The organism is Alcaligenes sp. PF14 (assembly GCF_037150615.1).
Taxonomy (GTDB): domain Bacteria; phylum Pseudomonadota; class Gammaproteobacteria; order Burkholderiales; family Burkholderiaceae_B; genus Alcaligenes; species Alcaligenes phenolicus.
In genome coordinates this window covers 13,943-40,041 of record NZ_JBAGRS010000005.1, presented here as the reverse complement: position 1 = coordinate 40,041, position 26,099 = coordinate 13,943, and the positions used below count along the sequence as shown (strand labels likewise).

General features: G+C 57.7%; 28 protein-coding genes and 1 riboswitch. Of the genes, 10 read left to right on the top strand and 18 right to left on the bottom strand.

Annotated elements, in window-relative coordinates; genetic code table 11:
- Positions 1-16: 16 nt before the first annotated feature.
- Positions 17-712: a response regulator gene (locus WFM49_RS11715; protein WP_336973356.1), complete on the top strand. Its 696-nt coding sequence runs from the start codon at positions 17-19 to the stop codon at positions 710-712.
- Positions 713-824: 112 nt separating this feature from the next.
- Here the strand turns inward: WFM49_RS11715 and WFM49_RS11710 are convergent, their stop codons facing one another.
- The 3 genes from WFM49_RS11710 to WFM49_RS11700 form a co-directional block, all read right to left on the bottom strand.
- Complete coding sequence (locus WFM49_RS11710; RefSeq protein ID WP_009458595.1) at positions 825-1,319, bottom strand: 6,7-dimethyl-8-ribityllumazine synthase; 495 nt, start codon at positions 1,317-1,319, stop codon at positions 825-827.
- 97 nt (positions 1,320-1,416) lie between these two features.
- Positions 1,417-1,559: riboswitch (FMN riboswitch) on the bottom strand.
- Positions 1,560-1,592: 33 nt separating this feature from the next.
- Positions 1,593-2,933, bottom strand: coding sequence for a HAMP domain-containing sensor histidine kinase (locus WFM49_RS11705; protein WP_336973354.1), 1,341 nt, complete (start codon positions 2,931-2,933; stop codon positions 1,593-1,595).
- Positions 2,930-3,610 (bottom strand): response regulator transcription factor, encoded by a 681-nt coding sequence (locus tag WFM49_RS11700; RefSeq protein ID WP_021447183.1) that lies wholly within the window; start codon positions 3,608-3,610, stop codon positions 2,930-2,932. Before WFM49_RS11700 ends, WFM49_RS11705 begins: the two co-directional genes overlap by 4 nt.
- Positions 3,611-3,693: 83 nt before the next feature.
- Here WFM49_RS11700 and WFM49_RS11695 point away from each other — a divergent pair, with 83 nt between their 5' ends.
- Positions 3,694-5,715, top strand: a complete 2,022-nt coding sequence (locus WFM49_RS11695) for a TonB-dependent receptor domain-containing protein (RefSeq protein ID WP_137430624.1) — start codon at positions 3,694-3,696, stop codon at positions 5,713-5,715.
- A 7-nt stretch (positions 5,716-5,722) separates the two neighbouring features.
- Here the strand turns inward: WFM49_RS11695 and WFM49_RS11690 are convergent, their stop codons facing one another.
- A complete protein-coding gene (locus WFM49_RS11690; RefSeq protein WP_254498784.1) occupies positions 5,723-6,637 on the bottom strand; it encodes a methyltransferase domain-containing protein in 915 nt (304 codons plus the stop codon).
- 81 nt (positions 6,638-6,718) lie between these two features.
- On the opposite strand from WFM49_RS11690, the gene WFM49_RS11685 reads away from it, so the two are divergent.
- Positions 6,719-7,468, top strand: coding sequence for a ComF family protein (locus WFM49_RS11685; protein WP_336973350.1), 750 nt, complete (start codon positions 6,719-6,721; stop codon positions 7,466-7,468).
- Positions 7,469-7,522: 54 nt separating this feature from the next.
- The gene (locus WFM49_RS11680) at positions 7,523-7,993 is read left to right on the top strand and encodes a tRNA (cytidine(34)-2'-O)-methyltransferase (RefSeq protein WP_035270260.1); all 471 of its coding nucleotides are present in this window, start codon (positions 7,523-7,525) and stop codon (positions 7,991-7,993) included.
- A gap of 150 nt (positions 7,994-8,143) precedes the next feature.
- On the opposite strand, the gene WFM49_RS11675 is transcribed toward WFM49_RS11680, so the two are convergent.
- The 5 genes from WFM49_RS11675 to WFM49_RS11655 form a co-directional block, all read right to left on the bottom strand.
- Entirely contained in the window at positions 8,144-9,142 is a 999-nt protein-coding gene (locus tag WFM49_RS11675; RefSeq protein ID WP_009458612.1) for a Bug family tripartite tricarboxylate transporter substrate binding protein, read from the bottom strand.
- A 78-nt stretch (positions 9,143-9,220) separates the two neighbouring features.
- Entirely contained in the window at positions 9,221-10,273 is a 1,053-nt protein-coding gene (locus tag WFM49_RS11670) for an NAD(P)H-dependent glycerol-3-phosphate dehydrogenase (RefSeq protein ID WP_442893033.1), read from the bottom strand.
- Positions 10,273-10,761: a protein-export chaperone SecB gene (secB, locus tag WFM49_RS11665; RefSeq protein WP_009458614.1), complete on the bottom strand. Its 489-nt coding sequence runs from the start codon at positions 10,759-10,761 to the stop codon at positions 10,273-10,275. Before secB ends, WFM49_RS11670 begins: the two co-directional genes overlap by 1 nt.
- 39 nt (positions 10,762-10,800) lie before the next feature.
- Entirely contained in the window at positions 10,801-11,058 is a 258-nt protein-coding gene (gene grxC / locus WFM49_RS11660; protein ID WP_009458616.1) for a glutaredoxin 3, read from the bottom strand.
- A 23-nt stretch (positions 11,059-11,081) separates the two neighbouring features.
- Positions 11,082-11,429: a rhodanese-like domain-containing protein gene (locus WFM49_RS11655; protein WP_226349166.1), complete on the bottom strand. Its 348-nt coding sequence runs from the start codon at positions 11,427-11,429 to the stop codon at positions 11,082-11,084.
- Between the two features lie 161 nt (positions 11,430-11,590).
- Here WFM49_RS11655 and gpmA point away from each other — a divergent pair, with 161 nt between their 5' ends.
- From gpmA to WFM49_RS11635, 4 genes are all read left to right on the top strand, one after another.
- Positions 11,591-12,337, top strand: a complete 747-nt coding sequence (gpmA, locus tag WFM49_RS11650; RefSeq protein ID WP_009458620.1) for a 2,3-diphosphoglycerate-dependent phosphoglycerate mutase — start codon at positions 11,591-11,593, stop codon at positions 12,335-12,337.
- A 3-nt stretch (positions 12,338-12,340) separates the two neighbouring features.
- Entirely contained in the window at positions 12,341-13,915 is a 1,575-nt protein-coding gene (locus tag WFM49_RS11645) for a murein hydrolase activator EnvC family protein (RefSeq protein ID WP_336973342.1), read from the top strand.
- A gap of 164 nt (positions 13,916-14,079) precedes the next feature.
- Positions 14,080-15,591, top strand: a complete 1,512-nt coding sequence (locus WFM49_RS11640; RefSeq protein WP_336973340.1) for a S41 family peptidase — start codon at positions 14,080-14,082, stop codon at positions 15,589-15,591.
- 15 nt (positions 15,592-15,606) lie between these two features.
- On the top strand, positions 15,607-16,377 hold the full coding sequence (locus WFM49_RS11635; RefSeq protein WP_336973338.1) for a HesA/MoeB/ThiF family protein: 771 nt from the start codon (positions 15,607-15,609) through the stop codon (positions 16,375-16,377).
- 19 nt (positions 16,378-16,396) lie between these two features.
- Here WFM49_RS11635 and WFM49_RS11630 read toward each other — a convergent pair whose 3' ends face one another.
- The gene (locus tag WFM49_RS11630; RefSeq protein ID WP_152978324.1) at positions 16,397-17,326 is read right to left on the bottom strand and encodes an AraC family transcriptional regulator; all 930 of its coding nucleotides are present in this window, start codon (positions 17,324-17,326) and stop codon (positions 16,397-16,399) included.
- Positions 17,327-17,521: 195 nt separating this feature from the next.
- On the opposite strand from WFM49_RS11630, the gene WFM49_RS11625 reads away from it, so the two are divergent.
- Positions 17,522-18,976 (top strand): aldehyde dehydrogenase family protein, encoded by a 1,455-nt coding sequence (locus WFM49_RS11625; protein WP_021447176.1) that lies wholly within the window; start codon positions 17,522-17,524, stop codon positions 18,974-18,976.
- A 6-nt stretch (positions 18,977-18,982) separates the two neighbouring features.
- On the opposite strand, the gene WFM49_RS11620 is transcribed toward WFM49_RS11625, so the two are convergent.
- From WFM49_RS11620 to WFM49_RS11595, 6 genes are all read right to left on the bottom strand, one after another.
- Positions 18,983-19,708 (bottom strand): pyrimidine 5'-nucleotidase, encoded by a 726-nt coding sequence (locus WFM49_RS11620; RefSeq protein WP_336973336.1) that lies wholly within the window; start codon positions 19,706-19,708, stop codon positions 18,983-18,985.
- 3 nt (positions 19,709-19,711) lie between these two features.
- On the bottom strand, positions 19,712-20,608 hold the full coding sequence (argB, locus tag WFM49_RS11615; RefSeq protein WP_009458643.1) for an acetylglutamate kinase: 897 nt from the start codon (positions 20,606-20,608) through the stop codon (positions 19,712-19,714).
- Positions 20,609-20,684: 76 nt separating this feature from the next.
- Positions 20,685-21,185, bottom strand: a complete 501-nt coding sequence (locus WFM49_RS11610) for a peroxiredoxin family protein (protein WP_021447175.1) — start codon at positions 21,183-21,185, stop codon at positions 20,685-20,687.
- Entirely contained in the window at positions 21,182-21,871 is a 690-nt protein-coding gene (locus tag WFM49_RS11605; RefSeq protein ID WP_009458644.1) for a BON domain-containing protein, read from the bottom strand. Before WFM49_RS11605 ends, WFM49_RS11610 begins: the two co-directional genes overlap by 4 nt.
- Entirely contained in the window at positions 21,868-22,461 is a 594-nt protein-coding gene (locus WFM49_RS11600; RefSeq protein ID WP_009458645.1) for a phosphoheptose isomerase, read from the bottom strand. Before WFM49_RS11600 ends, WFM49_RS11605 begins: the two co-directional genes overlap by 4 nt.
- A 186-nt stretch (positions 22,462-22,647) precedes the next feature.
- The gene (locus WFM49_RS11595) at positions 22,648-23,106 is read right to left on the bottom strand and encodes a YraN family protein (RefSeq protein WP_009458646.1); all 459 of its coding nucleotides are present in this window, start codon (positions 23,104-23,106) and stop codon (positions 22,648-22,650) included.
- Between the two features lie 34 nt (positions 23,107-23,140).
- Between WFM49_RS11595 and rsmI the strand changes: the two genes are divergently transcribed.
- Positions 23,141-24,079, top strand: coding sequence for a 16S rRNA (cytidine(1402)-2'-O)-methyltransferase (rsmI, locus tag WFM49_RS11590; RefSeq protein WP_336973330.1), 939 nt, complete (start codon positions 23,141-23,143; stop codon positions 24,077-24,079).
- An 11-nt stretch (positions 24,080-24,090) separates the two neighbouring features.
- On the opposite strand, the gene WFM49_RS11585 is transcribed toward rsmI, so the two are convergent.
- Entirely contained in the window at positions 24,091-25,179 is a 1,089-nt protein-coding gene (locus WFM49_RS11585) for a septal ring lytic transglycosylase RlpA family protein (protein ID WP_009458648.1), read from the bottom strand.
- Entirely contained in the window at positions 25,176-26,051 is an 876-nt protein-coding gene (gene rapZ, locus WFM49_RS11580; RefSeq protein ID WP_009458649.1) for an RNase adapter RapZ, read from the bottom strand. The genes WFM49_RS11585 and rapZ overlap by 4 nt, the downstream gene beginning before the upstream one ends.
- Positions 26,052-26,099: the final 48 nt, after the last annotated feature.

Here is a 26,099-nt window from a genome sequence, read left to right as displayed (position 1 = left end):
ACGTAGGTGACGTTTTATGGCCAGAATTCTGGTAGTTGATGACGAAATCGGCATTCGGGAACTTTTGTCGGAAATTCTTTACGACGAAGGGCACACCGTGCAATTGGCAGAGAATGCCGCCCAGGCTCGCGAGGCACGCTTGCGGGGCCGCCCCGATCTGGTCTTGCTGGATATCTGGATGCCAGACACTGACGGTGTCAGCCTGCTCAAGGAGTGGGCTTCTCAAGGTTTGCTGGATATGCCAGTGGTCATGATGAGTGGTCACGCCACGGTGGATACCGCGGTGGAAGCAACCCGTATTGGTGCGGTGGACTTCCTGGAAAAACCCATTACCATGCAGCGCCTGCTCAAGACTGTTGCTTCAGGTCTGGAGCGTACTGTTGCACCCAAGGCGCTGTCAGCCGCTGCCCGCCCGGTGGTTCAAGGTGGTGATCGCCGCCCTGAAACCGCCATCATGGCTCCCGGTATGGCACCTGCCATGGCCGTCCCTGAAGTCGAGCAGGATGAGTCCCAGCTGGGCAGCATTTCTTTGGATCTGCCTTTGCGCGAAGCGCGTGACGAGTTCGAGCGCATTTATTTTGAATATCATCTGCGCCGCGAAAATCACAGCATGACGCGTGTGTCGGAGCGTACTGGTCTGGAACGCACCCACTTGTACCGCAAGCTTAAACAGCTGGGTATAGACTCGTCGCGCAAGCGTAACCAGTCTTGATACAGTAGTTACCAAATGCATGGCCGGTAAAGTTCCGGCTAGCCCTGTAGCTGCGGGTAAAAGCCGCTCCAGGAGTCGAGAGTATGGCGGCCTTTTCAGGCCGCCTAGTCGTTTAAAGAGCGGCGACGGTTGCCGCAACAGGCAGTGCCTGCAATTTGCTCACGGTATCCAGGCATGTACGGGCCGCTTCCTGGCCCTTGATCACAAAGTGACGGTGGAAGTAATCGTGGTGCTCTTTGCCATCATGGAAATGGTGAGGAGTCAGCACGACTGAAAACACCGGCACGTTGGTGCTGAGCTGGACTTGCATCAAGCCTTGAATCACTGCGGTAGCCACAAAGTCGTGGCGATAAATACCGCCATCAACCACCAGACCGGCAGCCACAACAGCGGCATATTGACCCGATTGGGCCAGACGTTGAGCATGCAGTGGGATTTCAAAGGCGCCGCCCACTTCAAAGAAGTCGATCAGGCTGCTGTCGTGGCCCAGAGCTTTGACTTCGTCGATAAAACCCAGTCGGGCCTGATCCACAATGTCCTTGTGCCAGCAAGCTTGAATAAAGGCGATACGGGGAGCCAGAAGATTGGCTGAGGTAATACTGTTCATGTTGATTTCCTGTTTTATGACAACAAAAACAGGGCATGCAGGAAGCAGGATAGCTCAAGCCCATAGCAGGATGACTCCTGTACAGGTTATGAGGGTATCCCGTTCTCTCTTTATCCGGACTATACCGTCGGCCCCGGAATCACACCGGGTCTGCTGTCCCTGACCACAGGTCAGGCGCTCGCGGGCTAGGCTAGTGCCATTACCGCCGGTGGGGACTTGCACCCCGCCCTGAGAACGTAGTTGGCCGGGGAGGCCAACCGGACGAGTTTACCGCTAAACCGTTTTTTTGTCAGAGGCGGGAGCCGCTAGTGGCAGCAAGAGCCTCAGAGTGCAGGGTGCGCCGGGCAGGAACAGGGCCTGGCCACTGTGGCGCAGCATAATCTGGCGCACAATCGTCAGCCCCAGGCCCGCTCCTTTGCTGGCGCTGTCTTGCTTGTGAAAACGCTCAAAGGCCAGATGAGCTGTTTGCGCGTCCAAGGCTGCACCTTGATCGCTGATATCGATCGCGCATTGGTCTGGCTGTGGGTTATGCAAATGCAAGCTGACCGTGCCTTTGCCATGCGTCAGGGCATTGTCCAGTGCGTTGACAATGGCTTCGGACAGATCGGCCTCGCAGGCTTGAACAGTATCGAGCGAACTATCATCGTGAAATTGGATCTCCCGATTGGTCTGCTCGAAAAGCGGCCATAAGTCTCCCATCACACGGCGGCACAACGGTGCCAGGGCTGTGTGGTCTGTTAGCTCCGTAGCCTGCTCCTGCTTGCGGGCCAGGCTGAGCCATTGGCTGACCAGCCGCTGCAAGTGGCTAATATCCTCACGCAGCAAATCCCAGTTCTGATCGCTATGGTGTTCGGCCGTTTGCAGACGCAAGGACATTACAGCTAATGGGGTGCGTAGTTGGTGCGCCGCATCTGCGACCAGTTGCTGCTCATGTTGATAGGCCTGCATCAGGCGGTCCAGACTTTGATTGACGGCCTGTGCCAAGGGGCGAATTTCTTTGGGCAGTTCAGTGACCGGCAAGCGCAGCTCGGGTTGAGCAGGGCCCAGCGTCGCAGCCAGATTTGCCGCTTGTCGTACCGGGCGCAAGGTCCAATGAATCAGCCAGGTGATCAACAACAGACCCACCGCACACACTGGCAGCCACAAAAGCAGTGAGCGCCACATGCGGGTTTGCAGCAAGGCTCCGATCAGCTCTCTTTCGCGCTGATCTCGTTTGGCGATCATCAGGATTTCGCCACTGGGCAGCGTGACCGAAACCGAAACTACATAGCCACTGCGATGCTTCAGCCTGAACAAGGCCAGCTCGTCTTCGGGCTGAGCAGGGCGCAGGCGTCGTGGACTTGCCAGATTGGATGAGGCCTGGAGCAACTCACCCTCGGCGCTGTACAGCGAATAAGACATTTCGCCACCGGCGTACTGACGTGGCAAGCTGTCCAATGATTCCGAGGGTTTAAAGTCGCGGGCGATTTCTTCGGCCTGCAAAAACAGGCTGATGCGGCGCAGCTCGTCTCGTGTATCGAACAAGGACAGGGCCAAAGTGCAAAAGCCCAAGGCCAGCATCAGCAAAAGGCTGATCAGTAATCGCCCGCGCAGACTGAAGGCGCGCCTGCTCACAGAGCGCGCAAGCGGTAGCCCACACCGCGCACCGTGTCGATGCAAACCAGGGCATTTTGCTCGCGCAGCTTGCGGCGTAGTTTGGAGATCAACGCTTCGATGGCATTCAGACTGATGTCGGTCTGGTTTTGATAGAGCTGCTCCAGCAAATAATCCTTGACCAGCAAACGGGGGCTGGCCTGCATCAGCTCCAGCAAGAGCAGGCTTTCCCGCCGTGGCAACATCAAGGCTTGGTCATTGACCCAGGCTTGTCGCACTTCAGGTTCGAATCGTAGATTCGCGATCACCAGTTGCTGGTAACGATGGGGCGCAGCCCGCCGCAGGATTGCGCTAAGGCGGGCCTCCAGCTCAAGCAGATCAAAGGGTTTGAGCAGATAGTCGTCCGCACCGCCACGCAGCCCTTGAATGCGATTGTGGACGGCATCGCGCGCACTCAAGATCAGGCAGGGCAGGCGCTGGCTGCGATCTGGGCGATGCAGCTGCGCCAGAACTTCCATGCCGTCCATATCGGGCAATCCCAGATCCAGAATCAGGGCATCAAAGCTATGTTCTTGCAGCAGGGCAAGACCAATCCGCCCCGTCGTAGCGGTGCGAATTGCATATCCCTGCCCTTGCAGATGGCTTGCCAACAGGCTCAACAAAGGCCGGTGGTCTTCAATAATCAGAATAGTTTTCATCAGACTACGGTCAGAAACCGGGCTCATGATAGTAGCAAATAGAAATGAGTTTGGTTCGTATTATAAATAATGGAAAAAGTCTGATGAAAATGAGAACGGGCCTGCGTTGGCCCTTGGCCGCCTTATCCTTGGCGTGTATGTCCGCCTGGGCTCAGGAACGCAATGAAGTTGAGCAGTTAAGTGCAATCTCGGTGACCGCCTCGGGATTCGCGCAGGAGGTGGTGAGCGCACCAGCCTCTATCACCGTGATTCCGCGCGAGGAGCTGGAGGGGAAACGCTTTGAGTCTTTGGCCGATGCCTTGCGCCAGGTGCCGGGCGTCAGCATTTTAGGTGGCGACAAAGGGGCTATCTCGATTCGCGGCATGGAGTCCGAGCATGTGCTGGTCTTGATTGATGGTCGTCGCCAGGACATGCGTCAGATCACTATGAAGGGTGGGGTGTCTGAGGCTCTGGACATGAACTGGATTCCCCCGCTGGAAGCCATTGAGCGTATCGAAGTGGTGCGTGGCCCCATGTCGACCTTGTACGGCTCTGAGGCTTTGGGCGGAGTCATCAATATTGTGACGCGCAAAGTGGCCGACAAATGGCACGGCTCCTTGACCGGTGGCTATACCTTGCAGGACAGTGGTTCGGCTGGAAATAGCGGCTCGGCTGATTTGTACTTGTCTGGCCCCATCGTGCCGGGGCGCTTGGGCTTGCAGTTCTGGGGCTACCACAAGCAACGTCAGGAAGATCAGGTGTTGAATGGCTTTGCGCGTGCCAAACGTCAAAACGGTACGGTGCGTTTGTGGGCAACCCCCAATAACAATCATGAGTTCATGTTTGAAGCTGGCCGCACGACCCAGCATTTCTGGACCACCCCCGGCAAGTCATTGGCTTTGACGGGCAAGGCCAATGAAAACGAGTACGTGCGCGACAGCTATACGCTGGCCCATACGGGGCGTTGGGGCCGCTTTGATACGGAGCTAAGCCTGAACCGTGAACAAGCCTATCGCGATGGCCCCACTCAAAGCGCCCGCCCTGATCTTCGCAATACCGTGATTGATGGCAAGCTCACCCTGCCTTTGGCCGATCACATGCTGGTGGGTGGTTTTCAGTGGCGCAAAAGCGAGTTGAAGGCCGATGGCTACTACGCCAATCCGAATGGCGCAGGTGTGGATACTTCCGTGCGTGAATACTCCCTGTTCCTGGAAGATGAATGGAGCCTGAGCCCATCCTTCGCCCTGACCGGCGGCGTGCGTATGGACGACAACGAGTTCTATGGCCGTCACTGGACTCCCCGTTTGTACGGTGTCTGGAGTGCGACGGATGCCTGGACGCTGAAAGGCGGGATCGCCAAGGGTTTCAAGTCTCCGACCATTATGCAAAGCAATCCGCAAATCGGTTTGCCGCAGCGTGGCGGTGCTTATACCTGGGGCAATCCGGATCTGGAACCTGAGGTCAGCACCAACGTAGAACTGGGCTTGTACTTTGACGATGGCGGACCGTTGAGCGCCAACGCTACTTTGTTCCACACCCGCTACAAAAACAAGATCGCCAATACCGGCTCGCGTCAGCTGTACTACCCCGATGGCCGCCCTGTGCCACCGGACCCGTATACCAACAGCATGTATAGCACCTACTTCAATATCACTGAAGCACGGGTTCAGGGTCTGGAACTGGGCTTGGCCTATCGCTTTAACGAGCAATGGAAAGTGCGCGGCAGCTATACCTTTACGGACTCCAAGGTGCGTAATGGCAGCGCCACTATCCTGGGCTTTGGCTACCCGCAGTCTGAAGGACAGCCCTTGGTGGCGACCCCACGCAATATGGGCAGCCTGACCGTGGACTGGACGCCGAATGAAGCCGTGTCAGCCTTCTCGACCTTGAACGTGCGTGGTCGGGAAACCAATATTTCCTGGGGACAGGGCGGTGCTGTCAGCGAAAGCATGGGGACGATTGCTACGGTGGATCTGGGAGCTAGCTGGCGTGCCAGAAAAGATCTGAGCTTGAGCGCGGCCGTCTATAACCTGACCGATCGTCGTCGCGACTCGGGTACCAGCGGAGCCTATTCCTATGCGGAAGATGGCCGCCGCTTCTGGTTGCAGGCCGAATACCGCTTCTAAATGCGGTTTATTCCTGGGGTTTGGGGCGGCGGCTGATTGTGGAGATCGGCACGCTGACCTCGCCCTGGGTGCTGCGACGGCTACGAGCGCGCCAGGCGTGCCCGTACGCAATTTCCAGGCTCAGATGCAAGGTGCCGTCCATATGGCGCTGTTTCTCCAGCGCATTGAGCAGGCGTTGACGCCAGGGCAGGGTGCTCAGGCTGGCCTTGCGTTGTGGGTGCGGATTGCCGCCCAGTAGACGCAAATCATCCAGCAGTTTTTCAGCGCTGCGGTAGGTTAGCGTCACGACCTCTTGATCCATCACGGGATCAGCAAAACCGTTTTCCAGCAACAGATCGCCAAAGTCGTGCATGTCCACGAATTCCAGCGTTTGGGTGCCCAGATCCGCTTGCCCCATGGCACTGCGCAGCTCGGCAAAAGAGCCGGGACCCAGGCAGGAGAACATGACCAGCGTCTCGGGTTTCAGCAGGCGGTTCCATTCAGCCAGGACTCGATGCGGTTCCGGGTGCCAGTGCAGGGCCATGTTCGACCAGACCAGCTCCTGGCTTTCTGCGGGCAGGCCGCTATTGGCCATATCGGCCTGAACCCAGTTGGCAGCAGGGGTAGGTTGGTTGCGTAGTTTTTGCCACAGGCTGGGTTTGGATTGGTAGCGCTCGCGGGCAACCTCCAACAGCTTGGCGCTGCGGTCCAGGCCGGTGTAGTTCATATCCGGGTAGCGGGAACGCAAAGGTTCCAGCGCGTGGCTGGCACCACAGCCGGCATCCAGAATATGAGTGGGTTGCAAGCGCACCAAAGCCAGCCGGGACAACATCCGTTGCGCGACTTCACCATAAAGAAACTGAGCGTGATCCAGGGGAGCGCGGCGATTGAATTGCTGCTCGACGTGGGCGGAGTTGATTGGTAAAGAAGGTAACTGGGACATAGTTGCGCGGACGTTGCTGGCCTGGATCAGTGGCATGTGCTGTGATCGGATTAGCCTGGCTCTGAAAGGTAATGATCTATTATGGCGCATCCCCTGTTTCGGCGCGAGCCGACCCACCGTCTTGTAGGGATTCCACTGCTGGCACGGCCTTGTGTGCTGTGTGGATTACGTTCGCAAACTGGCCCACTGTGTCGCTTTTGCCGACACGCGCTGGCAACACCGGCCCAGGATTTGCGCTGTCCTCGTTGTGCTCTGGCCTTGCCGCCTTTGGCTTTACTGGCCTGCCCGGATTGCGGAGCAGGGCAATTGTCCCTGCAAGCGACGGTTGCCGGATTCGATTATGAACATCCTGGCGATATGTTGATACATGCGTTTAAAATTTCCCGTCGGCTGGAAATGGCAGCGGTGTTGGCGGAACTGATGGTGCAGCAATGGCGTAGGCATGGGCCTGTGCTGAACGCTGCTTGCCGGGTCATTCCAGTGCCTTCGCAGCGTAAAGCCTTGCGCCGGCGGGGCTTTAACCCGGCAGCCGTGCTGGCCAGGCGCGTGGCACATGAATTGGGTTTGTCAGCTCGTTTGCATATCGTCGTGACGCAAGTACGGCATGAGCAGGCACAGAAGAACTTGGGGCGTCAGGCTCGCAGGCAGGCCATGCGGGGTGCTTTTAACCTACGGGAGTCGCTACAAGGGTGTGATGTGCTGTTGGTCGATGATGTGCTGACCACAGGAGCCACTTTGGATGCTCTGGCCCGGGCCTGCCGTTTGGAGGGTGCACAGTCTGTTTATGCCTTGGTCGCTGCACGAGCTCCCTGGAAACTGAAGGCATCCTAGCCCTGTATACTTCCTCGCTTGTTTGCGGCTTTTTCTGCACTTTTTAGGTTTTTCATGTTTCATATCGTCCTGGTTTCGCCCGAGATCCCCCCCAACACGGGTAACGTCATTCGACTGGCGGCCAATACAGGCTGTGTCTTGCACTTGGTGCGGCCCCTGGGCTTTGAGCTTGAAGACAGCAAGCTGCGTCGTGCCGGGCTGGATTATCACGAGTGGGCGCAAGTGAAGGTGCACGACAGTCTGGAAGAAGCCCTCCAGGCCACTGGCTCCGCGCCGGATCGCGCGTTTGCCCTGACTACACGTGGTAGCCATTTGCTGGCTGAGCAAAGCTTTCAGCCGGGTGATGTATTTGTATTTGGCCGCGAAACCGCAGGCTTGTCTGCAGAACAACTGGCCTTGTTTCCCAATGAGCAGCGGATTCGTCTGCCCATGTTGGCGGGGCAACGCAGCTTGAACCTGTCCAATGCCGTGGCGATTTGTGTTTTTGATGCCTGGCGGCAAGCGGGTTACGAAGGTGGGGTTTAAGCTTGTGCAGAGACAGGCCGAAAGGGTGTAGTCCTGGGCGACGCCACATTTGTCATTGAACGGCGCGTATTTATTTTTTTGGGTAATGGCTGCAAAGAAAACGGCCCTGCAAATCTTGAATTTGCAGGGCCGTTTTTTTCGATCTTGTCCTTACTCCAGCGACAGATTCAGGCGTTCAATCACCTCATCCCAACGAGCCTTGTCGGCAATGATCTTGTCCGTCATCTCCTGCGGGGTGGAAGGCTCGGATGAGAAGTAAAAGGCGTTGAGCTTGGCCTTGATGTCGTCGCGTTGCAGGATGGTGGTGATTTCCTGGTTCAGGCGTTTGACCACATCGTCCGAGGTATTGTGGGGCACAAAGAAGGCGTCCCAGGAAATCGCCTCGAAGTTTTCCAGACCGGCCTGTGCCATGGTGTCCAGACCGGGCAGCAATTCGCTGGGCTGCAGGGAGGTTACGGCCAGAGCTTTCACCTTGCCCGCTTCAACCTGGGGCATGGCAATGCCGGGCACCATGAAGGCGGCGTCAATGTCGCCACCAATAATGGCGGTCAGGATTTGTGGAAAGCCCGAGTAGGGGATTTGTTCCAGTTTGATATCAACCGCATGTTCCAGCATGGCCATGGCCAGGTGGGCTGAGCTGCCGGGGCCAACTGAGCCGTAGTTCAATTCGCCAGGACGAGATTTCGCCAGGGCAATGAACTCTTCTACCGTGTTGGCGGGCGAGTTGGCCGGCACGACCAGCACGTTGGGGCTGGTGCCAATCATGGAGATGGCCTGCAAGTCTTTCAGCGGGTCATAGCCCAGCGAGGTCTTGTACAGGGTGGGGGCGGTCACCATGGGACCATTGATGGTCAGCAGCAGGGTGTAGCCGTCGGGTTTGGCATGCGCTACGAAGCGGGTGCCGATATTGCCACCAGCACCGGGGCGGTTATCAACAATGATAGTCTGGCCCAAAGCTTGGGACAGGGGCTCGGAAATGGCACGGGCCAGGGCGTCAGGCGAGGAGCCTGCCGGGAACGGCACGACCATTTGAATCGGGCGCTCTGGCCAGCTGGATTGGGCCAGAGCCGATTGAGCCAGCAAACCAGTGCAGGCCAGCCCCAGGACGGAGCGGATCAGAAGATCACGAGAACGAGCAAGCAATGACATTGTTTTATTCTGAGTAAGAGACGGTTGACTGCAGTTCTGGCAGCGCGGGTGAAGTGCCAGATCGGGCAGACGAAGGTATTAGTGGCCTTCCTGCTTTGCCTCGCGGGTAAGCAAGGCGTGGACAGCTTCGCGCGGGGCCAGTTGTTCAAACAGGATTTGGCAGACCGCGGCGGTAATCGGTAATTCAATCTGGTGTGCTCGGCCCATTTCCAGAACCGAACGGGCACAGCGTACACCTTCAGCGGTAATGCCGGTGGCCAGGATGCTGTCCAGGCTTTCACTAGCACCCAGCGCCAGGCCTACTTGGCGATTGCGGGACAATTCGCCCGTAGCCGTCAGGACCAGATCCCCCAGGCCCGCCAGGCCGTAGAAGGTTTCGGATTGACCACCCAGCGCAACACCCAGGCGCTGCATTTCAGCCAGGCCTCGGGTAATCAGGGCGGCACGGGCGTTATGGCCCAGGCCCAGAGCGTCGGCAATGCCACAGGCAATGGCCATGATGTTTTTGACAGCGCCGCCCACTTCCACGCCGATCATGTCGGTGCTGGTGTACAGGCGCGCTTGCTTGCCATGCAAAGCCTCCAGGGCAATGCCGGCCATATCAGCAGGTTCGCAGGCCAGTGTCAGCGCAACAGGCAGGCCTTTAGCCACTTCCAGGGCGAACGAGGGACCAGAGAGCACGGCACGGCCTAACCAGGGATGGTCGGGCAGGCTTTCACGCACAATCTGGTGGGGTAACAAGCCGCTTTCCTGATGGAAGCCTTTACAGGTCCAGACCAGCAGGACGGGATGGCGGCGTGTGGCAGGCAGGTACTGCGCCAGATCCACACAGGTTTGCGCCAGGCCACGCACAGGCACGCCCAGAATCAGCAGGGCAGGGCCGGTGTCATCAGCCAGAGCAAACTCCATGACTTGCTGCAGGCTGTCGCTGGCCTGTAGCGAGTCGGGCAGCACGACATCGGGCAGGTAGGCTGGATTGCGATGATCCTGCCCGATGGCTTGTGCGGTTGATGCTTTGCGCGCCCATACCATCGTGGGAGCCTGGGTGCTGGCCAGAGCGGCCAAGGCCGTTCCCCAGCTGCCTGCGCCCAGGACTGCAACACGAACAGGAGTGTGCGCGTTTGACATCATCAGGCCTGCAAGGGCTGGCCGTCAGCGGGGGCGGCTTGCTGGGCCAGACGCTGCTCGTACAGGGACTGGAAGTTCACTTCAGTCAGGTGCAGGGCAGGCAGGGACGTGCGGTTGATGGCGTCGGCCACGGCAGCGCGCAAGTAGGGGTACAGCATGGTGGGGCACACAATGCCCAGCAGGGGTTCGAGCTGCTCTTCAGGAATGTTGGCAGCTTCAAAGATACCGGCTTGGGTAGCTTCCACCAGGTACATGACCTTGTCGCCAATGCGTGTGGTCACAGTAGCGGTGACGGTGCTTTCGTAGACGGTGTCAGCCAGGCGTTGGCCGCCCACATTGATCGACACTTCCACGGAAGGGGCCTCTTGCTCCAGAAAGATCTGGGGAGCGTTGGGCATTTCGATGGACAGGTCTTTGATGTAGGTGCGCTGCAGGCTGAAGCTGGGTTGTTGAGCTTCTTGGTCAGCGGCTGGGGTGTTCTGGTCGGCCATGGGTGATCCTATGGGATAAAAAAATTGTTAGAAAAAAAATCAGGCAGCCAGCAGAGGCAGCAGGCCACCTTCGCGGTCCAAAGCGGCCAGATCATCGTAGCCACCTACATGGGTGTCGCCAATGTAGATTTGGGGAACGGTACGCCGACCGGTGCGCTCCATCATGAGAGCGCGCTGTTCGGGTTCGCGATCAATCATGATTTTATTGATTTCAGTTACGCCGCGTTGCTTGAGCAGCATTTCAGCGCGCACACAATAAGGGCACACCATTGTGGAGTACATCGTGACTTTTGCCATGAGAGCCTCGTAGAAGGGGGAGCTTACGATTTTTTGACGGGCAGACTGGACTGCAGCCAGCCTTGAATACCGCCTTGCAATGTGTAGGCTTCGTTGATGCCGTGCTTGCGCAGGACGGCCACGCTGCGCGGAGCGCTGCGACCGGTATCGCACACCAGAATGACAGGCTTGTCTTTGGGCAGTGTGCTGGCCTTGGCGTCAAGGTCGGCAGCAGGAATGTTGCGAGATTGTGCAATTGCCCCGGCCTTGAACTGATCGGCGCTGCGCAGATCAATCAAAATAGCGTCTTTCTGGTTTACCATCTGTACCGCTTCCGAGCTTGAAACTGCGCGTCCCGCACGGCCTTTGAAAAAGCTGGGTATTAACAGCATAATGCCGGCAAGCACCGCAATTGCTAAAATTAGAAGATTGTTCTGACTTAAGATGAAGTCCACGTTAAATCCTGTTGATTACCAAGAAAAGCAAGAAAAAAGGGCAAGATCACACGATTATAGAGTGGCGCCAATTTTTCAACCTCGAGGCTGTTTTTACCATGTATAAACTTGTACTGATGCGGCACGGCGAAAGCCAGTGGAACCTGGAGAACCGGTTTACTGGCTGGACCGATGTCGATCTTACCGAAACCGGGCGTCAACAGGCAAAGCAGGCCGGTGATCTGCTTAAAGAAAACGGTTTTGAGTTCGACCTGGCTTTCGCGTCGGTCCTCAAGCGCGCTATCCGTACCTTGTGGATCGCCCTGGATTCGATGGACGCCATGCACACCCCCATAGGTTTGAGCTGGCGCCTGAACGAACGCCATTATGGTGCTTTACAGGGCTTAAATAAAGCCGAAACCGCACAAAAGTACGGTGAGGATCAAGTCCTGGTCTGGCGTCGTGCCTACGCAATCGCTCCCGAGCCCGTCGCTGAAGACGATCCACGCAATCCGCGTTTTGATGCTCGCTACGCGCGTGTGCCAGCTGATCAGCTGCCTCGCACTGAGTGCTTGCAAGACACCGTAGCCCGCGTGGTTCCTTTCTGGGACGAGTCCATTGCTCCTGCAATCCGCTCCGGCCGTCGCGTTCTGGTGACGGCTCACGGCAACAGCTTGCGCGCGCTGATCAAGCACCTGGACGGCATCTCTGACGAGGACATCGTTCACCTGAATATTCCTACCGGCCAGCCTTTGGTGTACGAGCTGGACGAAAACCTGCGTCCTATCCGTCATTACTACCTGGGCGACCAGGAAGCGATTGCGGCTCAGATGCAAGCCGTGGCCAATCAGGGCAAGGCGCAGTAAATAATGTGGCGCTACAGCGTTTGCCTGTTGCTGGCAGCCTGGACCTTACCGGCCCTGGCTGCTGATCCGGACTTGGCCGCCCGCCAGGCCCAGGCTCAAAAGCAGCAGGCAGAGCTGCGCCAGAAGATCGAATCGCTGCGCAAAACCATCGACACTAGCGAAAGCTCGCGTCGTGACGCCGCCAATGCCTTGCGCGAATCCGAGCAGGCTATTTCCGATATCGATCGCACGCTGGCTCAGATTGAGCAGCGGCAGGAACAATTGCACCAGCAGCTAGGTACGCTGGGCAAACAGATCAGCGAACAGCAAGTGATTAAAGAGCAACGTCAGCAGGAGCTGGCCGAGCAATTACGAGCGCAATACGCCAATGGTGTGTCGCCCTGGTCTGCCCTCTTGTCGGGTGATGATCCCAACGCCATTAACCGCGAATTGCATTACCTGGGCTATGTCTCGCGTCAGCAGACCGAGCAGGTTCATAAAGTACGTCGCACCGTAGAGCGTCTGGATCGCTTGCAGACCCAGGTTGCCGCGCGTGAGAAAGAGCAGGAGCAACTGGCCAAGGAGGCCGCGGCTCAGAAGGAAGCTCTGGAAGAACAAAAAGAAAAACGAGCCAAGGTGGTGGCTGACATCAGCGCCGAGCTGGAACGCCAGCGCGGTCAGGCTGCCAACCTGCAAAGTAATGACAAACGGCTGGGAGATTTGATCTCCGGCCTGGAAACTGAAATTGCCCGACAGGCCGAGCTGGCCCGTCGCGCCGAAGAACAACGCCGACGGGAAGCGGCGCGCCGTGCAGAGGAAGCGCGCAAAGCCGAGCTGGCTCGTCAGCAAGAGTTGCAGCGTAAAGCCAAACAAGAGCAGGCCGCCCGTGAACAGGCACGTCTGGAGCGCGAGCGGGAGTTGCTGGAGCGGGCTCGTGCCACGCAACCGCCTTTGCCTGCGGCCTTGCCACCTAGCAAGCCGGAACCTGCTGCGCCACAGAAGCCAGATCCGGAACCCATGATTCCGCGTCCACCGCTGACCTACACGCCGCCGACCGCGAACGAGCGTCTCTTGTCAGACAGCCTGGAAGCGTCGTCCGAGCCTAGCGAGCCGATCAGCAAACCGGCCGTTCCCAAAGTGCGCGAGGTTCAGGTCGTTGAGGAGCCCGTTGAGCAGGCATCTGCTCCCGCCTTGGAACCAGAAGGTGGTTTCCAGGGTCTGAAACGTGGCTTGCCTTATCCGGTACGCGGCGAAATGCAAGGCAAGTTCGGGGCTGAACGTCCTGATGGCGGCATTTGGCGCGGTATTGTGTTGCGAGCACAGGCCGGCACCACGGTTCGCGCGGTAGCTCCAGGCCGAGTGGTTTTTGCCAGCTGGATGACCGGTTTTGGTAATTTGCTGATTATTGATCATGGTCGCGATTACTTGAGTGTCTATGCCTATAACCAGAGCACCCTCAAGCAAGTAGGCGATATTGTGGGGCGTGGGGATGCGGTTGCGCGGGTGGGAGCCACCGGCGGCCAGGTTGAACCCGGCCTGTACTTCGAGTTGCGCCATCAAGGCAAGCCAATCAATCCGCAGGTTTGGTTAGGTTCCTAAGCCACTTTTGCCTGCGGTGCTTACGTTTGCTCGCATTTGTTGCGCGGGGTAGCGACTCCAGCCCAGTTCACGCTGGTCGACGCTTTACGCTACTCTTATAATGCATGGTCGGGTCAGCTCCGGGAGGTGGCCCCGTCTTGAATCTGAAAATAATGGGAATGTGCATGAGCACTCGAAGGATTGGCAGCATTGGTCTAGTGGCAGCAGGTGCTGTGGGCGGTATCTTGATCAGCCTGGGCATTACTGCGGTCGCTCAACGCGGCGAGCCATTGCCTTTGCGCGAACTGCAGCAGTTCGCCAATGTGTTCGCTGCCATCAAGAACACGTATGTGGAGCCCCTGACGGATCAGGCCCTGGTCAATAACGCGATCAAGGGTTTGTTTACCGATCTGGATCCGCACTCGGCCTATCTGGATGCCGACGCTTTCAAGGAAATGGAAGCCATGACCCAAGGCGGGTTCGGCGGTCTGGGCATAGAGATTGGTAGCGAAGACGGGATGCCTAAAGTTATCTCGCCTATCGAGGATACGCCTGCGGCGCGCGCCGGTATTCTGGCGGGCGACATCATCACGCACATCAATGGCAAACCCACCAAGGATTTGAGCCTGAATGATGCCGTCAAGCAAATGCGTGGCGAGCCCAAAACCTCCATCAAGCTGACGATCCGTCGTGCCGGACGTGACAAGCCGCTGGAGTTCAACCTGGTGCGTGATGTCATCAAGGTACGCAGTGTGCGCTCCAAGATGCTGGCTGACGATGTGGCCTATGTACGCATTGCCCAGTTCCAGGAACGTACCGCTGCTGATCTGGTCAAGCAGTTGTCCGAAGTTCATAAAGGCCCAGGCGCACCAAAAGGCTTGGTGATTGACCTGCGTAACGACCCTGGTGGCTTGCTGGAAAGCGCTATCGGCGTGACTTCCGCCTTCCTGGATTCGGGTGATCTGGTGGTTTCCACCAAGGGCCGTATTCCTTCCTCCAACCGCGAGTACTACGTCAAATCCATGCAGTCCGTTCTGGGCGAGCTGGATACGGACGCGGATGTTCTGAAGAAACTGGATTGGCTCAAGAGCGTGCCTATCGTGGTGCTGGTAAACGTGGGTTCGGCCTCGGCGTCGGAAATTGTGGCCGGTGCTTTGCAAGACCACAAACGCGCCACCATTATCGGTAACCGCACCTTCGGCAAGGGCTCGGTGCAAAGTGTGGTCCCTCTGTCCGAGGAATCGGGCCTGAAACTGACGACTGCCTTGTACTACACACCTAACGGTACTTCCATTCAGGTGACGGGCGTACAGCCGGACGTGGTCGTGGATGACACCGCCCAGGGCAATCTGTTCCGCCTGCCGCGTGAAGTGGACTTGAAGCGCCACCTGGTCAACAGCAAGGTGGATGAAACTACCGAAGAAGAACAGCCTGATCTGGGCATGAGCCCGGAATTCAAGATGTTTGAATTCGGTGGTGACGACGACTTCCAGTTGCAGCAAGCGCTGAACCATCTGGCTGGCCGTCCTGTGATCAAGAATGATCCAGCCAAAGTAGCTGCGGCCAAGGAAGCGGCTGCCAAGCGCGAAAAGGAAGTGGAGTCCGAGTCGCCGGAAAAAAAAAGTCCCCTGAGTCAGCAACCCAGCGTTGAGCGGTTCCGAATCACCCCCAAGGGGCTCGAACCGGTAAAGCCGTAAACACAGGTTCCTGACGTGGAAGATCAGCAATTACTGCGCTATGCGCGGCATATTCTGCTCGATGAATTCGGGGTAGAAGCGCAGGAGCGGATTCTGGCTTCCCGCATCCTGGTCGTTGGAGCCGGGGGACTGGGTTCCCCCGTGGTGGCTTATCTGGCGGCCTCGGGTGTGGGCTCCATCATTCTGGTGGATGATGACCAGGTGGAATTGAGCAATCTGCAGCGTCAGATTGCTCACACCACCGATCGTCTGGGCTGGGACAAGGTTGAATCTGCCAAGCTGCACATCGAGCAGCTCAATCCCGAAGTGAAGGTGACACCCGTCGTTCAGCGTCTGGACGAAGCGGGCTTGATGCATTGGGTTCAGCAAGTGGATCTGGTTCTGGATTGCTGCGACAACTTCGCAACCCGCCATGCTATCAACCGTGTCTGCGTGGCACTACGCAAACCGTTGGTGTCCGGTGCAGCGATTCGCTTTTCGGGTCAGGTCAGTACTTACGACTTGCGTCAGCCCGAAGCTCCTTGCTATCACTGTCTGTTCCCTGAAGCGGACGACGTCGAGGAGCTGCGTTGCGCCACCACAGGCGTTCTGTCGCCTTTGTTGGGTATGGTGGGTAGCGCACAGGCGGTTGAAGCCTTGAAGCTGTTAGGCGGCTTCGGAGAGCCTTTGGTGGGCCGTTTGCTAAGTGTGGATGCCTTCAATATGAATTGGCATACCGTACGTTTCCGCAAAGATCCCGCTTGCCCGGTATGCGGTTCAGCGGCTGAACATGCCGATCACACTTGATCTGTTTCTGATCTCTGCTTCACGACTTCAGGCCATGAGCATGAAAATGGCCTGGCGTGATGCCAAAGCGCCGTCTAAATTGGCGGTGAAAGTAGGACAGATCTGAAAATCCCACTGAATAGGCTATTTGCGCCACCGTGTTGGACGATGTCTGGCGCAGCAGTTGTGCGGCTGCATCAAGCCGCAGCTGCATTAACTGGGCTGTAAAAGTACTTCCCTGTGCTTTGAACAGTTCCTGGACGGTACGCGGTGCCATACCCAGGTGCTCGGACAGGGCTGCAATATTCAAGGCGGGATCACCTAGTCGATCAGACAGATAGCCCAGTGCATCTTCGTACCGAGCCGCGCTTGGAGCAGGCGAGGCAGAGCGCCGCTCGTTAATGCTCATGGCCAACAGGTCGCGCAGACAACGCCAGGCCTGATCGTGCTGATTGGCCCGCAGGCCATCGGCAGACAGCAGCAAGCCTTGTAGATAGTGTTCCAGCAAGTGCAGGCTGGCACCTTGCGCCAGAGGCTGGGCGACCACGTCATTCAAAGGGCCGGTATAGGGTAGCAGCCCCTCCAGCGGCAAGCGCAGCGTGGTCATAATGACCTCGTCCACAAAATCCAGTGTGAAGGGGCTGGTGCCTATATTCAGGCTCAGGCTCCCGGCGGGGAGCCATTGCTCACGCCCGTTCTGAATCAGGCGGCAGTGGCCTTGTTGATGCACATTCAAGAACAACCAGGGCTGATCCGTTTGCGGCCTGCTTGTGCTGACCCGATAGGGCTGAGCGGTCAGCCGGTTGATCGCTACCTCCCCCAGACGTTGCGAGCGCAAGGTGCCATGAAAGTTTTGTCCGTGGCACTGCGTTTGTACGTGCTGAAAGGACAGTGAAATGGCTTGGGTCCAGAGCTTGGCGCCTTGTCCGGGTGGCAAAGCCTGCGTATCCCAGTGGTAGTTCGTGCTCATGCGTTTTTTTCCGTCTTCTGCGCCATTGTCCAGATTGGGCTGCGCCCCAGTCCACGACACAGAGAGGCATTTGGCTCAAGAATGGTATCTAAGACAGTACTGCATGGTGAGCTATGGCGCACCTCGGTGGCTATCGGGTTTAACCATGAAGGGTGCCCAAAGCGCACCTGGAGACAACACAGGAAAGGAGCAGTCATGACAGAGCAGCTAAAGCAGGTCTACCCCTACATCAACGGACAGGCCTGGAAATCAGAAGGTCAGTTGCATAAGGACCTGGTCAATCCCTATACGGGCAAACCGCTGGCTCGCGTTTTTCTGGCGACCAAACAGGACATTGAAGAAGCGCTAGCCAGTGCAGAACGTGCACAGCGCATCTGGGGCAAGATGCTGGCCCGTGAACGTGAAGCGATTTTGTGCCGTGCGGCTGACATTGTGGAACGCCGTCGCGACGACATCGTGCGTGTGCTGGTTGAAGAGGGCGGTAACGTCTTTGGCAAGGCCATGTTCGAGTGCGATTACATCGTCAGCACCTTCCGTATTGCCGCCGGTCAGACCCGCGATATTCGGGGTGAAACCATGCCGTCGGACCTGCCAGGGCGTATTTCCATGAGCATTCGTCGTCCTTTGGGCGTGGTGGCTGGGATCGGGCCTTTCAATGCACCTTTGCTGCTCAATGGCAAGAAGTTGGCCCCGGCACTGGCGGCGGGTAACAGTTTCATCCTGAAGCCTTCGCCGCATACGCCTATGGCTGCCTTGATGTTTGCCGAGATTCTGGAAGAAGCCGGTCTGCCTCCCGGTGTGTTGACCGTTCTGCTGACCACCGACGAAGCTCTGGGCGATACCTTGTTCTCTGATCCGCGCGTCAAACTGGTGACTTTCACGGGCTCGGCTCGAGTGGGTCGTATCCTGGCGGATCTGGCTGGTCGCCATCAAAAGCGCATTGTGCTGGAGTTGGGTGGTAAAAGCCCGGTCGTGGTGCTGGATGATGCCACGTTGGATTACGCTGTGCGCTCCGCCGCTTTCGGCATCTATTTCAATCAGGGCCAAGTGTGCATGGCCAACTCGCGCATCATTGTGGAGCAGGGCATTTACGATGCGTTCTGCGAAGCCTTTGCCAAGCAAGTGGCTCGTATTCCTACTGGTGATCCTGCTTTGCCACAAACCGCGGTTGGTCCGCTGATCAGTTCCGAACAGGCTGATTTTGTGCAGGCCCACATTCAGGACGCCGTCTCCAAGGGGGCCACCTTGCTGGCAGGTGGCGGCCGCGAAGGCAATGTGATCCAGCCTACGGCCTTGTGCGATGTGACCCCGGACATGCATCTGTACCACGAAGAGACTTTTGGTCCTGTGGCTGCCATCTACAAGGCGCGCGACTACGAGCACGCCCTGGAAATGGCTAATGATACTTCCTACGGCTTATCCTCTGCCATTCTGACTAACGATCTGCAAAAGGCCATGGATTTTGCCGAGCGTATCGAGGCAGGTTCGGTCCACATCAACGACAACTCCTTTGATGATGATCCGAATGCGCCTTTCGGTGGCTTCAAGGACAGTGGCTACGGCAAGGAAAATGGCCGCTACTCGATTGCGGACATGACCGAATTGAAGTGGGTCACCATTCAGCAAGGGGAGCGCCAGCTGGCGTTCTAAGCAGGCCTAGGAACGTGGCCAGTTCTTGACCAGTTGTGCGATGCGGTTGATGCGATGGTCAACATACGGGCTGCGTCCATGATACAGAGCGCTAAATGGAGTGCCTGCGTTATAGATATGGATGGTTTGCATCCCTAACTGGCGGGCACTTTTCAAATTGCGCAGGGTGTCTTCGACCAGAACAATGTCGCGGGCCTGGGATTTCAGCACGGCCAGAGCCTGCTTCATCAATGCCTGAGAGGGCTTGGGGCGATAACGGCCTTGCAGCTGCATATGCTCGATGGCCCATAGCCCGTCAAAGACAGGCAGCAGATTCAGGGCTTTCAAGACGCGCTGTGCGTACTCCAGCGGTGCATTGGTCAGCAGCAGTTTGTAGCCAGGCAGACGGCGCAATTGGTAGGCCAGGCCTGGTTCGGCGCTGATCAGGGAAGGCACGTCAAAGTCGTGAGCGTGTCTCAGGAATGTCGCCGGGTCTGCTCCATGGTGGCGTTGCAGGCCGATCATGGTGGCGCCGTAACGTTTCCAGTATTCCAGACGCAGCCGGTCGGCCTCGTCCATATCCACGCCCAGCGTTTGCGCCACGCCGATGCGCATGCGTCCATCAATCGCCTGGAAAATGCCTTTGGAGGCATTGTGCAGGGTGTTATCCAGATCAAACAGCCAGATGGTTTCATCTGGCTGACAGGCTGACAAAGGCCGTGCCCAGGCATGGGCACGGATAGGAGCGCGCACGGATTAGTGCGAGCTGATCATGGTGCCCACACCACGGTCAGTCAGGATTTCCAGCAACAGGCAGTGAGGGACACGGCCATCAATGACATGTACGGAGTTGACGCCATTGCGCGCTGCATCCAGGGCCGAAGAGATCTTGGGCAGCATACCGCCGGAGATGGTGCCATCAGCGAACAGTTCGTCGATGGTCTGAGCTGACAGGCGACGCAACAGTTGACCTGCCTTGTCCAGCACACCGGGAGTGTTGGTCAGCATGACCAGTTTTTCAGCGCTAAGCACTTCGGCCATCTTGCCGGCAACGACGTCGGCATTGATGTTGTAGGCCTGACCGTCTTCACCGTATCCAATTGAGGAGATCACGGGGATGAACTGATCGTCCTGCAGGGCTTTGACCACTTCAGGCTGGATGCTTTCAATATCACCCACAAAACCAATATCCAGCAGCTCGCCAGGATGCTCGGCATCCGGCAGCATTTTCTTGGTGACGCGAATCATGCCACCGTCTTTACCGGTCAGGCCCACGGCCTTGCCACCGGCTTCATTAATCATCATCACGATGTCTTGCTGCACCTGCCCGCCCAGCACCCACTCCACCACTTCCATGGTTTCTGCATCGGTGACACGCATGCCCTGAATAAAGGTGCCTTCTTTGCCCACTCGCTTGAGCGCGTCATTGATCTGGGGGCCGCCACCGTGCACCACAACGGGGTTCAGGCCAACCAGCTTGAGCAAGACGACGTCATGGGCAAAGCTGCGCTGCAACGCTTCTTCAGTCATGGCGTTGCCACCGTATTTGATGACGACGGTCTTGCCGTGGAAACGGCGAATATAGGGCAGGGCCTCGGACAAAACTTCTGCTTTGACGGTCGAGGAGTAATTCTGCGAATCTGTGGTGCTCATTGATGCGCTCACTTGAAGAAAACCCGGGTCCACTGCTGGTACCCGGGGTTATGTGGCTGGGGGCAGAAACAGGCTTTTAGCTGCTGGCCAGGGCTTTTTCGACGGTGGCAATGAATTCCTGCTTGTCGTAATTACCCAGGTAGCGCTTGATGATGTGGCCCTGTTTGTCGAGTAAAAAGGCAGTGGGCGTCAAACGGACGTCCCCAAAAGCCTTGGCGATTTCGCCCTTGTCGTCATGGACAACCGTGAACGGCAGTTGGCGGGATTGGGTGAAGTTGCGCACGTAGTTGATGGGGTCGTGCTTCATGGCCACGGCCACAATATCAAACCCTTTGCCGGACATGGCATTGAAGTTCTCAATGTTGTCAGGCATTTGCGCCACGCAAGTGGTGCAGTCCGTGGCCCAGAATTTCACCAGGACGACCTTGCCTTGCAAGTCTTTGGTTTCAAAGTGCTTGCCATTCAGATCGGTAAAGGCGACATCGGGGGCGCTGGCCTTGGTGCTGCCGGACATGGTCCAGACGCCCAGACCCACGGCAATGGCAACAGCAAGGGCAATGATGACTACTTTTTTCATTGGACGGGCATAACTTCTACAGAGGAGGCGGGCGCAGGCTCAGTTGCAGGGGCCGCTGTGCCAGAACTATTGCTTGGCTGATTATTGGTGCTCAAAGGCTGTGCCAGGCTTTCGGCGCTGACGTATTCAAAGAGCTTGGCCACCTTGTTCACGCCAGGGACGCTGGAGGCAGCAATCGCTGCGCGTTCGCCTTCTTCACGGGTAACGCGGCCCAGCAGATAGACCACGCCACGCTCGGTGGTGGTGGAGATCGTGCGGCTGGGAACGTCTTTGGCGTTCAGCAAGGCGGTGCTGACGCGGGTGGTGATCCAGGAGTCGTTCGAGCGTACGCTCAAGGGGGTAGGTTCACCCACACGCAGTTCGTTGACCACGCGAGTTACCTTATCAACCTTGGAAACCAGGCGAGCAGCTTCCTCCTTGTCGGCCTGGGTAGGCACATCACCCGTCAGCAGGGCAACCCCGGCGTAAGACGTGGTATTGATGCGGCCTTCCTTGTTTTCCAGCAGGCGACGTGTTTCCGCACCGGCTTTCATGACAATGGTTTTGTCCTCGACCTGCTCGCCCGTAGTGCGGCGGTCGGTAGCGACAACGGCGGTTGTGGCTGCAGCGCCGCCAACTACCAGCAGACCGCAACCGGTCAGCGTAGTGCTGGCCAGCAAGGCGGCCAGAATCAAACGGTGTTTCATAGTGGATCTCCGAGCAGCAGCGCATCAATGCCATCGCACATGGCGTGCAACAGAACAATGTGTACTTCCTGAATACGCATGGTTCGATCGTGCGGGACGCACAGATGGATGTCGGTATCCGAGAGCAGGTCGGCGATTTGTCCGCCGCCCTTGCCGGTCAGGGCAATAATGACCATATCGCGCTCGCGAGCCGCTTCGATGGCGCGGATCACGTTTGGCGAATTGCCGCTGGTGGAGATGGCCACCAGAATATCGCCAGTCTGGCCCAAGGCACTGACCTGGCGTTCAAAGATGCTGTCAAAGCCATAGTCATTACCCACCGCCGTCATGATGGAGGTGTCGGTATTCAAGGCAATGCCAGCCAGGGGCAAACGGTCGCGCTCAAAGCGGCCCACCAGCTCAGCAATAAAGTGCTGAGCGTCGGCTGCTGATCCGCCGTTTCCGCAGGCCAGAATCTTGCCGTCGTTGGCCAGGGTGGCAAACAACAGCTCGACAGCGGCGGCCAAAGGTTCGGCCAGTTCGCGTGTGCTGGCTTTGAGAGTATCGACGGAATCGTCGAAATGCGAAGTCATTAAGGCGATAAGGTCCATAGCGCGCATTATCGCACGGAGAATTTCCCCGTGGGGCAGGCAGATCGTGTCATGTTGAAAAAAACGCCACGGTATTGAAACCAGATGCTGTAACAGGGCCGAAATACGGCGCGGCGGTTGAGATTTTTGTATAGGACAGCGTTCTTGTCTGAAAATTCCCAGGGTAGCTTTGCTGCTTTTTATTTTTCAGCGCTGCTCGAAGGCGTTCTGGATCCAGATCAGGGTGTCGTCTTCAATGGCGATAACGTCAAATCGGCAGGCGGGCAGCCTGCCCTGGAAATGGCGCTGGCATAGCGTCGGCAGCCATTGTTGGGCTGTCAGGATCAAGCGCCGTTGCTTGTCCCGGTTTACACTGGCAAGCGCCCCGCCGTAGCCCTTGTGATTGCGCTGGCGCACTTCCAGAAAGACAAGATAATCTTGATGCCACAGAACCAGGTCAATCTCCCCAAAGCGAGTACCCAGTTGACGGGCCAGAATACGGGCACCCTGCGCGGTGACATGATCGCAGGCGCGCTGTTCAGCCTGGTCGCCGCATTGCTGGCTGGGAGAGCGCCGTGGCCTGTCCTTTCTGGCTGCAGGACGACTACGTTGTTTGCGCCGCAGTTGCCGGTTTTGAGCCTGGCGAGCGTATTCAAAGGGATTCATAGGGATACACGATGATCAATAAGCAGGATCAAGCATGAGCGATACCGAAAACCGAACAGGGAATGCCGGCGTCTGGCAAAGCATGATGGACAAGGTGCAAGGTCAGGTCTGGCCACAGTCTTGCCTGTATGTGGTGGCCACGCCCATTGGCAATATGGGAGACCTTAGCCTGCGCGGCTGGCAGGCGCTGGAACTGTGCGACATTATTGCGGCAGAGGATACGCGGGCAACCCGCCCTTTTCTGCAGGCTTGGGGCATACAAACGCCTTTGATGGCGGCGCATCGCCATAACGAGGCCCAAGCCGCTCAGGCAATTATCGAGCGTCTGGAGCAGGGACAGCGAGTGGCCTTGGTATCGGATGCGGGTGCGCCTGCTGTCAGTGACCCCGGTGCTCGTGTCGTACGTTCAGTGCGGGAGGCGGGCTTTCAGGTGATTCCTTTGCCCGGTGCCTCGGCAGTCATTACCGCCCTGATGGGTAGTGGTGCAACCAGTGACGAGAACCCCGCTTTTGCTTTTGCCGGTTTCATGCCGCCCAAAACTGTGGCGCGCCGTAAGTGGCTGCAGCATTGGTCCAGCCTGGGTATGCCGGTATTGATGTTTGAGTCTCCTCACCGTTTGCGTGCGGCCTTGCGCGATATGGAAGAGGTGTGTGGCCCGAAGCGCGAACTGACTTTTGCACGTGAGTTGAGCAAGCGTTTCGAGCAGATTCATACCGTACCTTTGGGGCAGGCCTTGGCCTGGCTGGATGAAGACAGCCACCGCGAGCAGGGTGAATTTGTCCTGATTCTGCATGACGCTGTGCGCGAAGTGGACGAGGATGCGCCGGCGCTGGATGCCACGACAGCGCGCTGGATGAAAGCCTTGCTGGAGCAGGTCTCGCTGCGTGATGCAGCCCGGATTGCCAGCCAGGCGACCGGAATTTCTCGCGATGTTCTGTATGCCTGGGGTCTGGCGAACTCGCCCAAGGACTAGGGCGCCTGGGTTTAGCGAACGGCAACCGAAGGGCTCAAGCCAGTTTGCTGCTGGATACGGTAAGCCGCGTTAATTGCTTCGGTCCGATTCTGATACGGGCCAATTTGTACCCGGTACAGATCGTTGTGCATCTGTACTTGGGCATCGCGATACTCTATCTGCGCAATCTGGCGATTCAACTGCTGTGCCAGGGCAGCCGCATTTTCACGGGCAGAAAAAGCGCCAAATTGCAGGTAGACCCGGCTCTGGCCGGACGGGGCCTGCGGCTTGCTGGTGGCGGCGGGCGAGGACTGCACAATCAACTGCTGATCGCTGGCGTCGCTGCTCCAGCTAGGCGAATCGTCCAGCTCTATCTCTATGTCTTGCTCAGACAAGGCGGCCAGGGCGTCCGGCGTGGGCTCCAGTTTTTCGGTAATCACCAGGCTGGATTTGGGAGCCGGAGCGGCGGGAGTCGGCTTGGGAGCCGGAGCCTCGGCAAGTTCAATGTCGCCCCGGCCAAAACTGCCACTGCGTATTTCTTCCTGTGTGATGGATTCAACTATCACGGTGCCGCTGCCGGGTGCAATCAAGTCCAGCTTGGCGGCGGCAACGTAGGACAAGTCGATGATGCGTGAGCTATGAAATGGTCCACGATCGTTAATGCGCACAATGACGGATTTGCCTGTTTTGGGCCGGGTCACGCGAGCATAGCTGGGAATAGGCAAGGTGGGATGTGCCGCCGTCATGGCGTACATATCGTAGGTTTCGCCATTGGCTGTTTTCTTGCCGTGAAACTTGCGTCCGTACCAGGAGGCGGTGCCGGTCTGGGTAAAGGCTTTGTGTGAAGTGTGGGGAACAAAGCTTTTGCCGAGCACGGTATAGGGGCGGGTATTGCTGCGGGCGATGGGTTCTATTCGGGGAACTGCGTCGGGGGTGGCTTGAAGATTGGCGGGGATGCGGGCGTCGGGGCCATCGTCTTTGTAGTAGCCCCCGCCTCGGGGCGCTGAAACGGTGGCCCCTGATTTGGCTTTGGGCTTGGCGCGTTTGGGGCTGGATGCGCATCCGGCCAATAAGGCCAGGATGCTCAGGATGGCGCCTAGTTTGCGTACAGTTGGGCTCATGGGACGGGATTAATGGGCGGTTGATTGCGATGGCGCACCAGCAAGGGGGCGTAATCGGCAAAGCGCAGCGCCAGTTGTTCGGTAACGTACACAGAACGGTGCTGGCCGCCGGTGCAACCAATGGCGACCGTCAGGTAGTTGCGGGTGTCCTGCATATACAAAGGTAACCAGCGACGTACAAAGCCGGCGATGTCATCTACCATGGTCTCGACGGAACCGAACTGGGCCAGCCATTTGGCTACTGGTTCGTCGCGGCCTGTCATGGGGCGCAGCTCCGGGTCGTAGTGGGGGTTGGGCAGGCAGCGAACGTCGAACACCAGATCTGCATCGCCGGGCACGCCACGCTTGTAGGCAAAGGATTCGAAAGTCAGCACCACGCTGGCGCGGTCGGCTTGCACCAGATCTCTAATCCAGGCACGCAATTGGCCAGGGGTCAAGTCGGTAGTGTCGATAATGTGACCCAGCTCGCGCAAGGGGGCCGTCATTTCACGCTCAACGGCAATACATTCTTCCAGGGAAGGCGAGCGGCCATCCTGACGCAAGCGGTCTGTCAACGGATGACGACGGCGTGATTCCGAGTAACGCTGCATCAGCGTGTGATCGCTGGCGTTCAGGAACAGGACACGCAGGGAGTAGCCTTCTTCATTCAGTTTGCTGATGACACCGGGAAGGATGTCCAGATCACCGGCGCCGCGCACGTCAATGGCAACGGCCAGCCGCTCCAGTCCTTGTTCGGCAGAGCGCTCGACAAATTCGGCCAGAAATCGGGGTGGCAGGTTGTCGATGCACAGGTAGCCGGTATCTTCCAGCAAGCGCAAGGCAACTGATTTTCCCGAACCGGATATGCCGGTAATCAATACAACTTTCAGCATCGTGGCAAAGGGCTCCGAGTCGCCGCCCGGCGGGCAGCGTTTAGGTGA

Coding starts and splice junctions, on each gene's coding strand:
- WFM49_RS11715 (WP_336973356.1), top strand. CDS start 17: ATGGCCAGAATTCTGGTAGTTGATGACGAAATCGGCATTCGGGAACTT.
- WFM49_RS11710 (WP_009458595.1), bottom strand. CDS start 1,319: ATGAACAGTATTACCTCAGCCAATCTTCTGGCTCCCCGTATCGCCTTT.
- WFM49_RS11700 (WP_021447183.1), bottom strand. CDS start 3,610: ATGAAAACTATTCTGATTATTGAAGACCACCGGCCTTTGTTGAGCCTG.
- WFM49_RS11695 (WP_137430624.1), top strand. CDS start 3,694: ATGAAAATGAGAACGGGCCTGCGTTGGCCCTTGGCCGCCTTATCCTTG.
- WFM49_RS11690 (WP_254498784.1), bottom strand. CDS start 6,637: ATGTCCCAGTTACCTTCTTTACCAATCAACTCCGCCCACGTCGAGCAG.
- WFM49_RS11685 (WP_336973350.1), top strand. CDS start 6,719: ATGGCGCATCCCCTGTTTCGGCGCGAGCCGACCCACCGTCTTGTAGGG.
- WFM49_RS11680 (WP_035270260.1), top strand. CDS start 7,523: ATGTTTCATATCGTCCTGGTTTCGCCCGAGATCCCCCCCAACACGGGT.
- WFM49_RS11675 (WP_009458612.1), bottom strand. CDS start 9,142: ATGTCATTGCTTGCTCGTTCTCGTGATCTTCTGATCCGCTCCGTCCTG.
- WFM49_RS11670 (WP_442893033.1), bottom strand. CDS start 10,273: ATGATGTCAAACGCGCACACTCCTGTTCGTGTTGCAGTCCTGGGCGCA.
- secB (WP_009458614.1), bottom strand. CDS start 10,761: ATGGCCGACCAGAACACCCCAGCCGCTGACCAAGAAGCTCAACAACCC.
- grxC (WP_009458616.1), bottom strand. CDS start 11,058: ATGGCAAAAGTCACGATGTACTCCACAATGGTGTGCCCTTATTGTGTG.
- WFM49_RS11655 (WP_226349166.1), bottom strand. CDS start 11,429: ATGCTGTTAATACCCAGCTTTTTCAAAGGCCGTGCGGGACGCGCAGTT.
- gpmA (WP_009458620.1), top strand. CDS start 11,591: ATGTATAAACTTGTACTGATGCGGCACGGCGAAAGCCAGTGGAACCTG.
- WFM49_RS11645 (WP_336973342.1), top strand. CDS start 12,341: ATGTGGCGCTACAGCGTTTGCCTGTTGCTGGCAGCCTGGACCTTACCG.
- WFM49_RS11640 (WP_336973340.1), top strand. CDS start 14,080: ATGAGCACTCGAAGGATTGGCAGCATTGGTCTAGTGGCAGCAGGTGCT.
- WFM49_RS11630 (WP_152978324.1), bottom strand. CDS start 17,326: ATGAGCACGAACTACCACTGGGATACGCAGGCTTTGCCACCCGGACAA.
- WFM49_RS11625 (WP_021447176.1), top strand. CDS start 17,522: ATGACAGAGCAGCTAAAGCAGGTCTACCCCTACATCAACGGACAGGCC.
- argB (WP_009458643.1), bottom strand. CDS start 20,608: ATGAGCACCACAGATTCGCAGAATTACTCCTCGACCGTCAAAGCAGAA.
- WFM49_RS11610 (WP_021447175.1), bottom strand. CDS start 21,185: ATGAAAAAAGTAGTCATCATTGCCCTTGCTGTTGCCATTGCCGTGGGT.
- WFM49_RS11605 (WP_009458644.1), bottom strand. CDS start 21,871: ATGAAACACCGTTTGATTCTGGCCGCCTTGCTGGCCAGCACTACGCTG.
- WFM49_RS11600 (WP_009458645.1), bottom strand. CDS start 22,461: ATGGACCTTATCGCCTTAATGACTTCGCATTTCGACGATTCCGTCGAT.
- WFM49_RS11595 (WP_009458646.1), bottom strand. CDS start 23,106: ATGAATCCCTTTGAATACGCTCGCCAGGCTCAAAACCGGCAACTGCGG.
- rsmI (WP_336973330.1), top strand. CDS start 23,141: ATGAGCGATACCGAAAACCGAACAGGGAATGCCGGCGTCTGGCAAAGC.
- WFM49_RS11585 (WP_009458648.1), bottom strand. CDS start 25,179: ATGAGCCCAACTGTACGCAAACTAGGCGCCATCCTGAGCATCCTGGCC.
- rapZ (WP_009458649.1), bottom strand. CDS start 26,051: ATGCTGAAAGTTGTATTGATTACCGGCATATCCGGTTCGGGAAAATCA.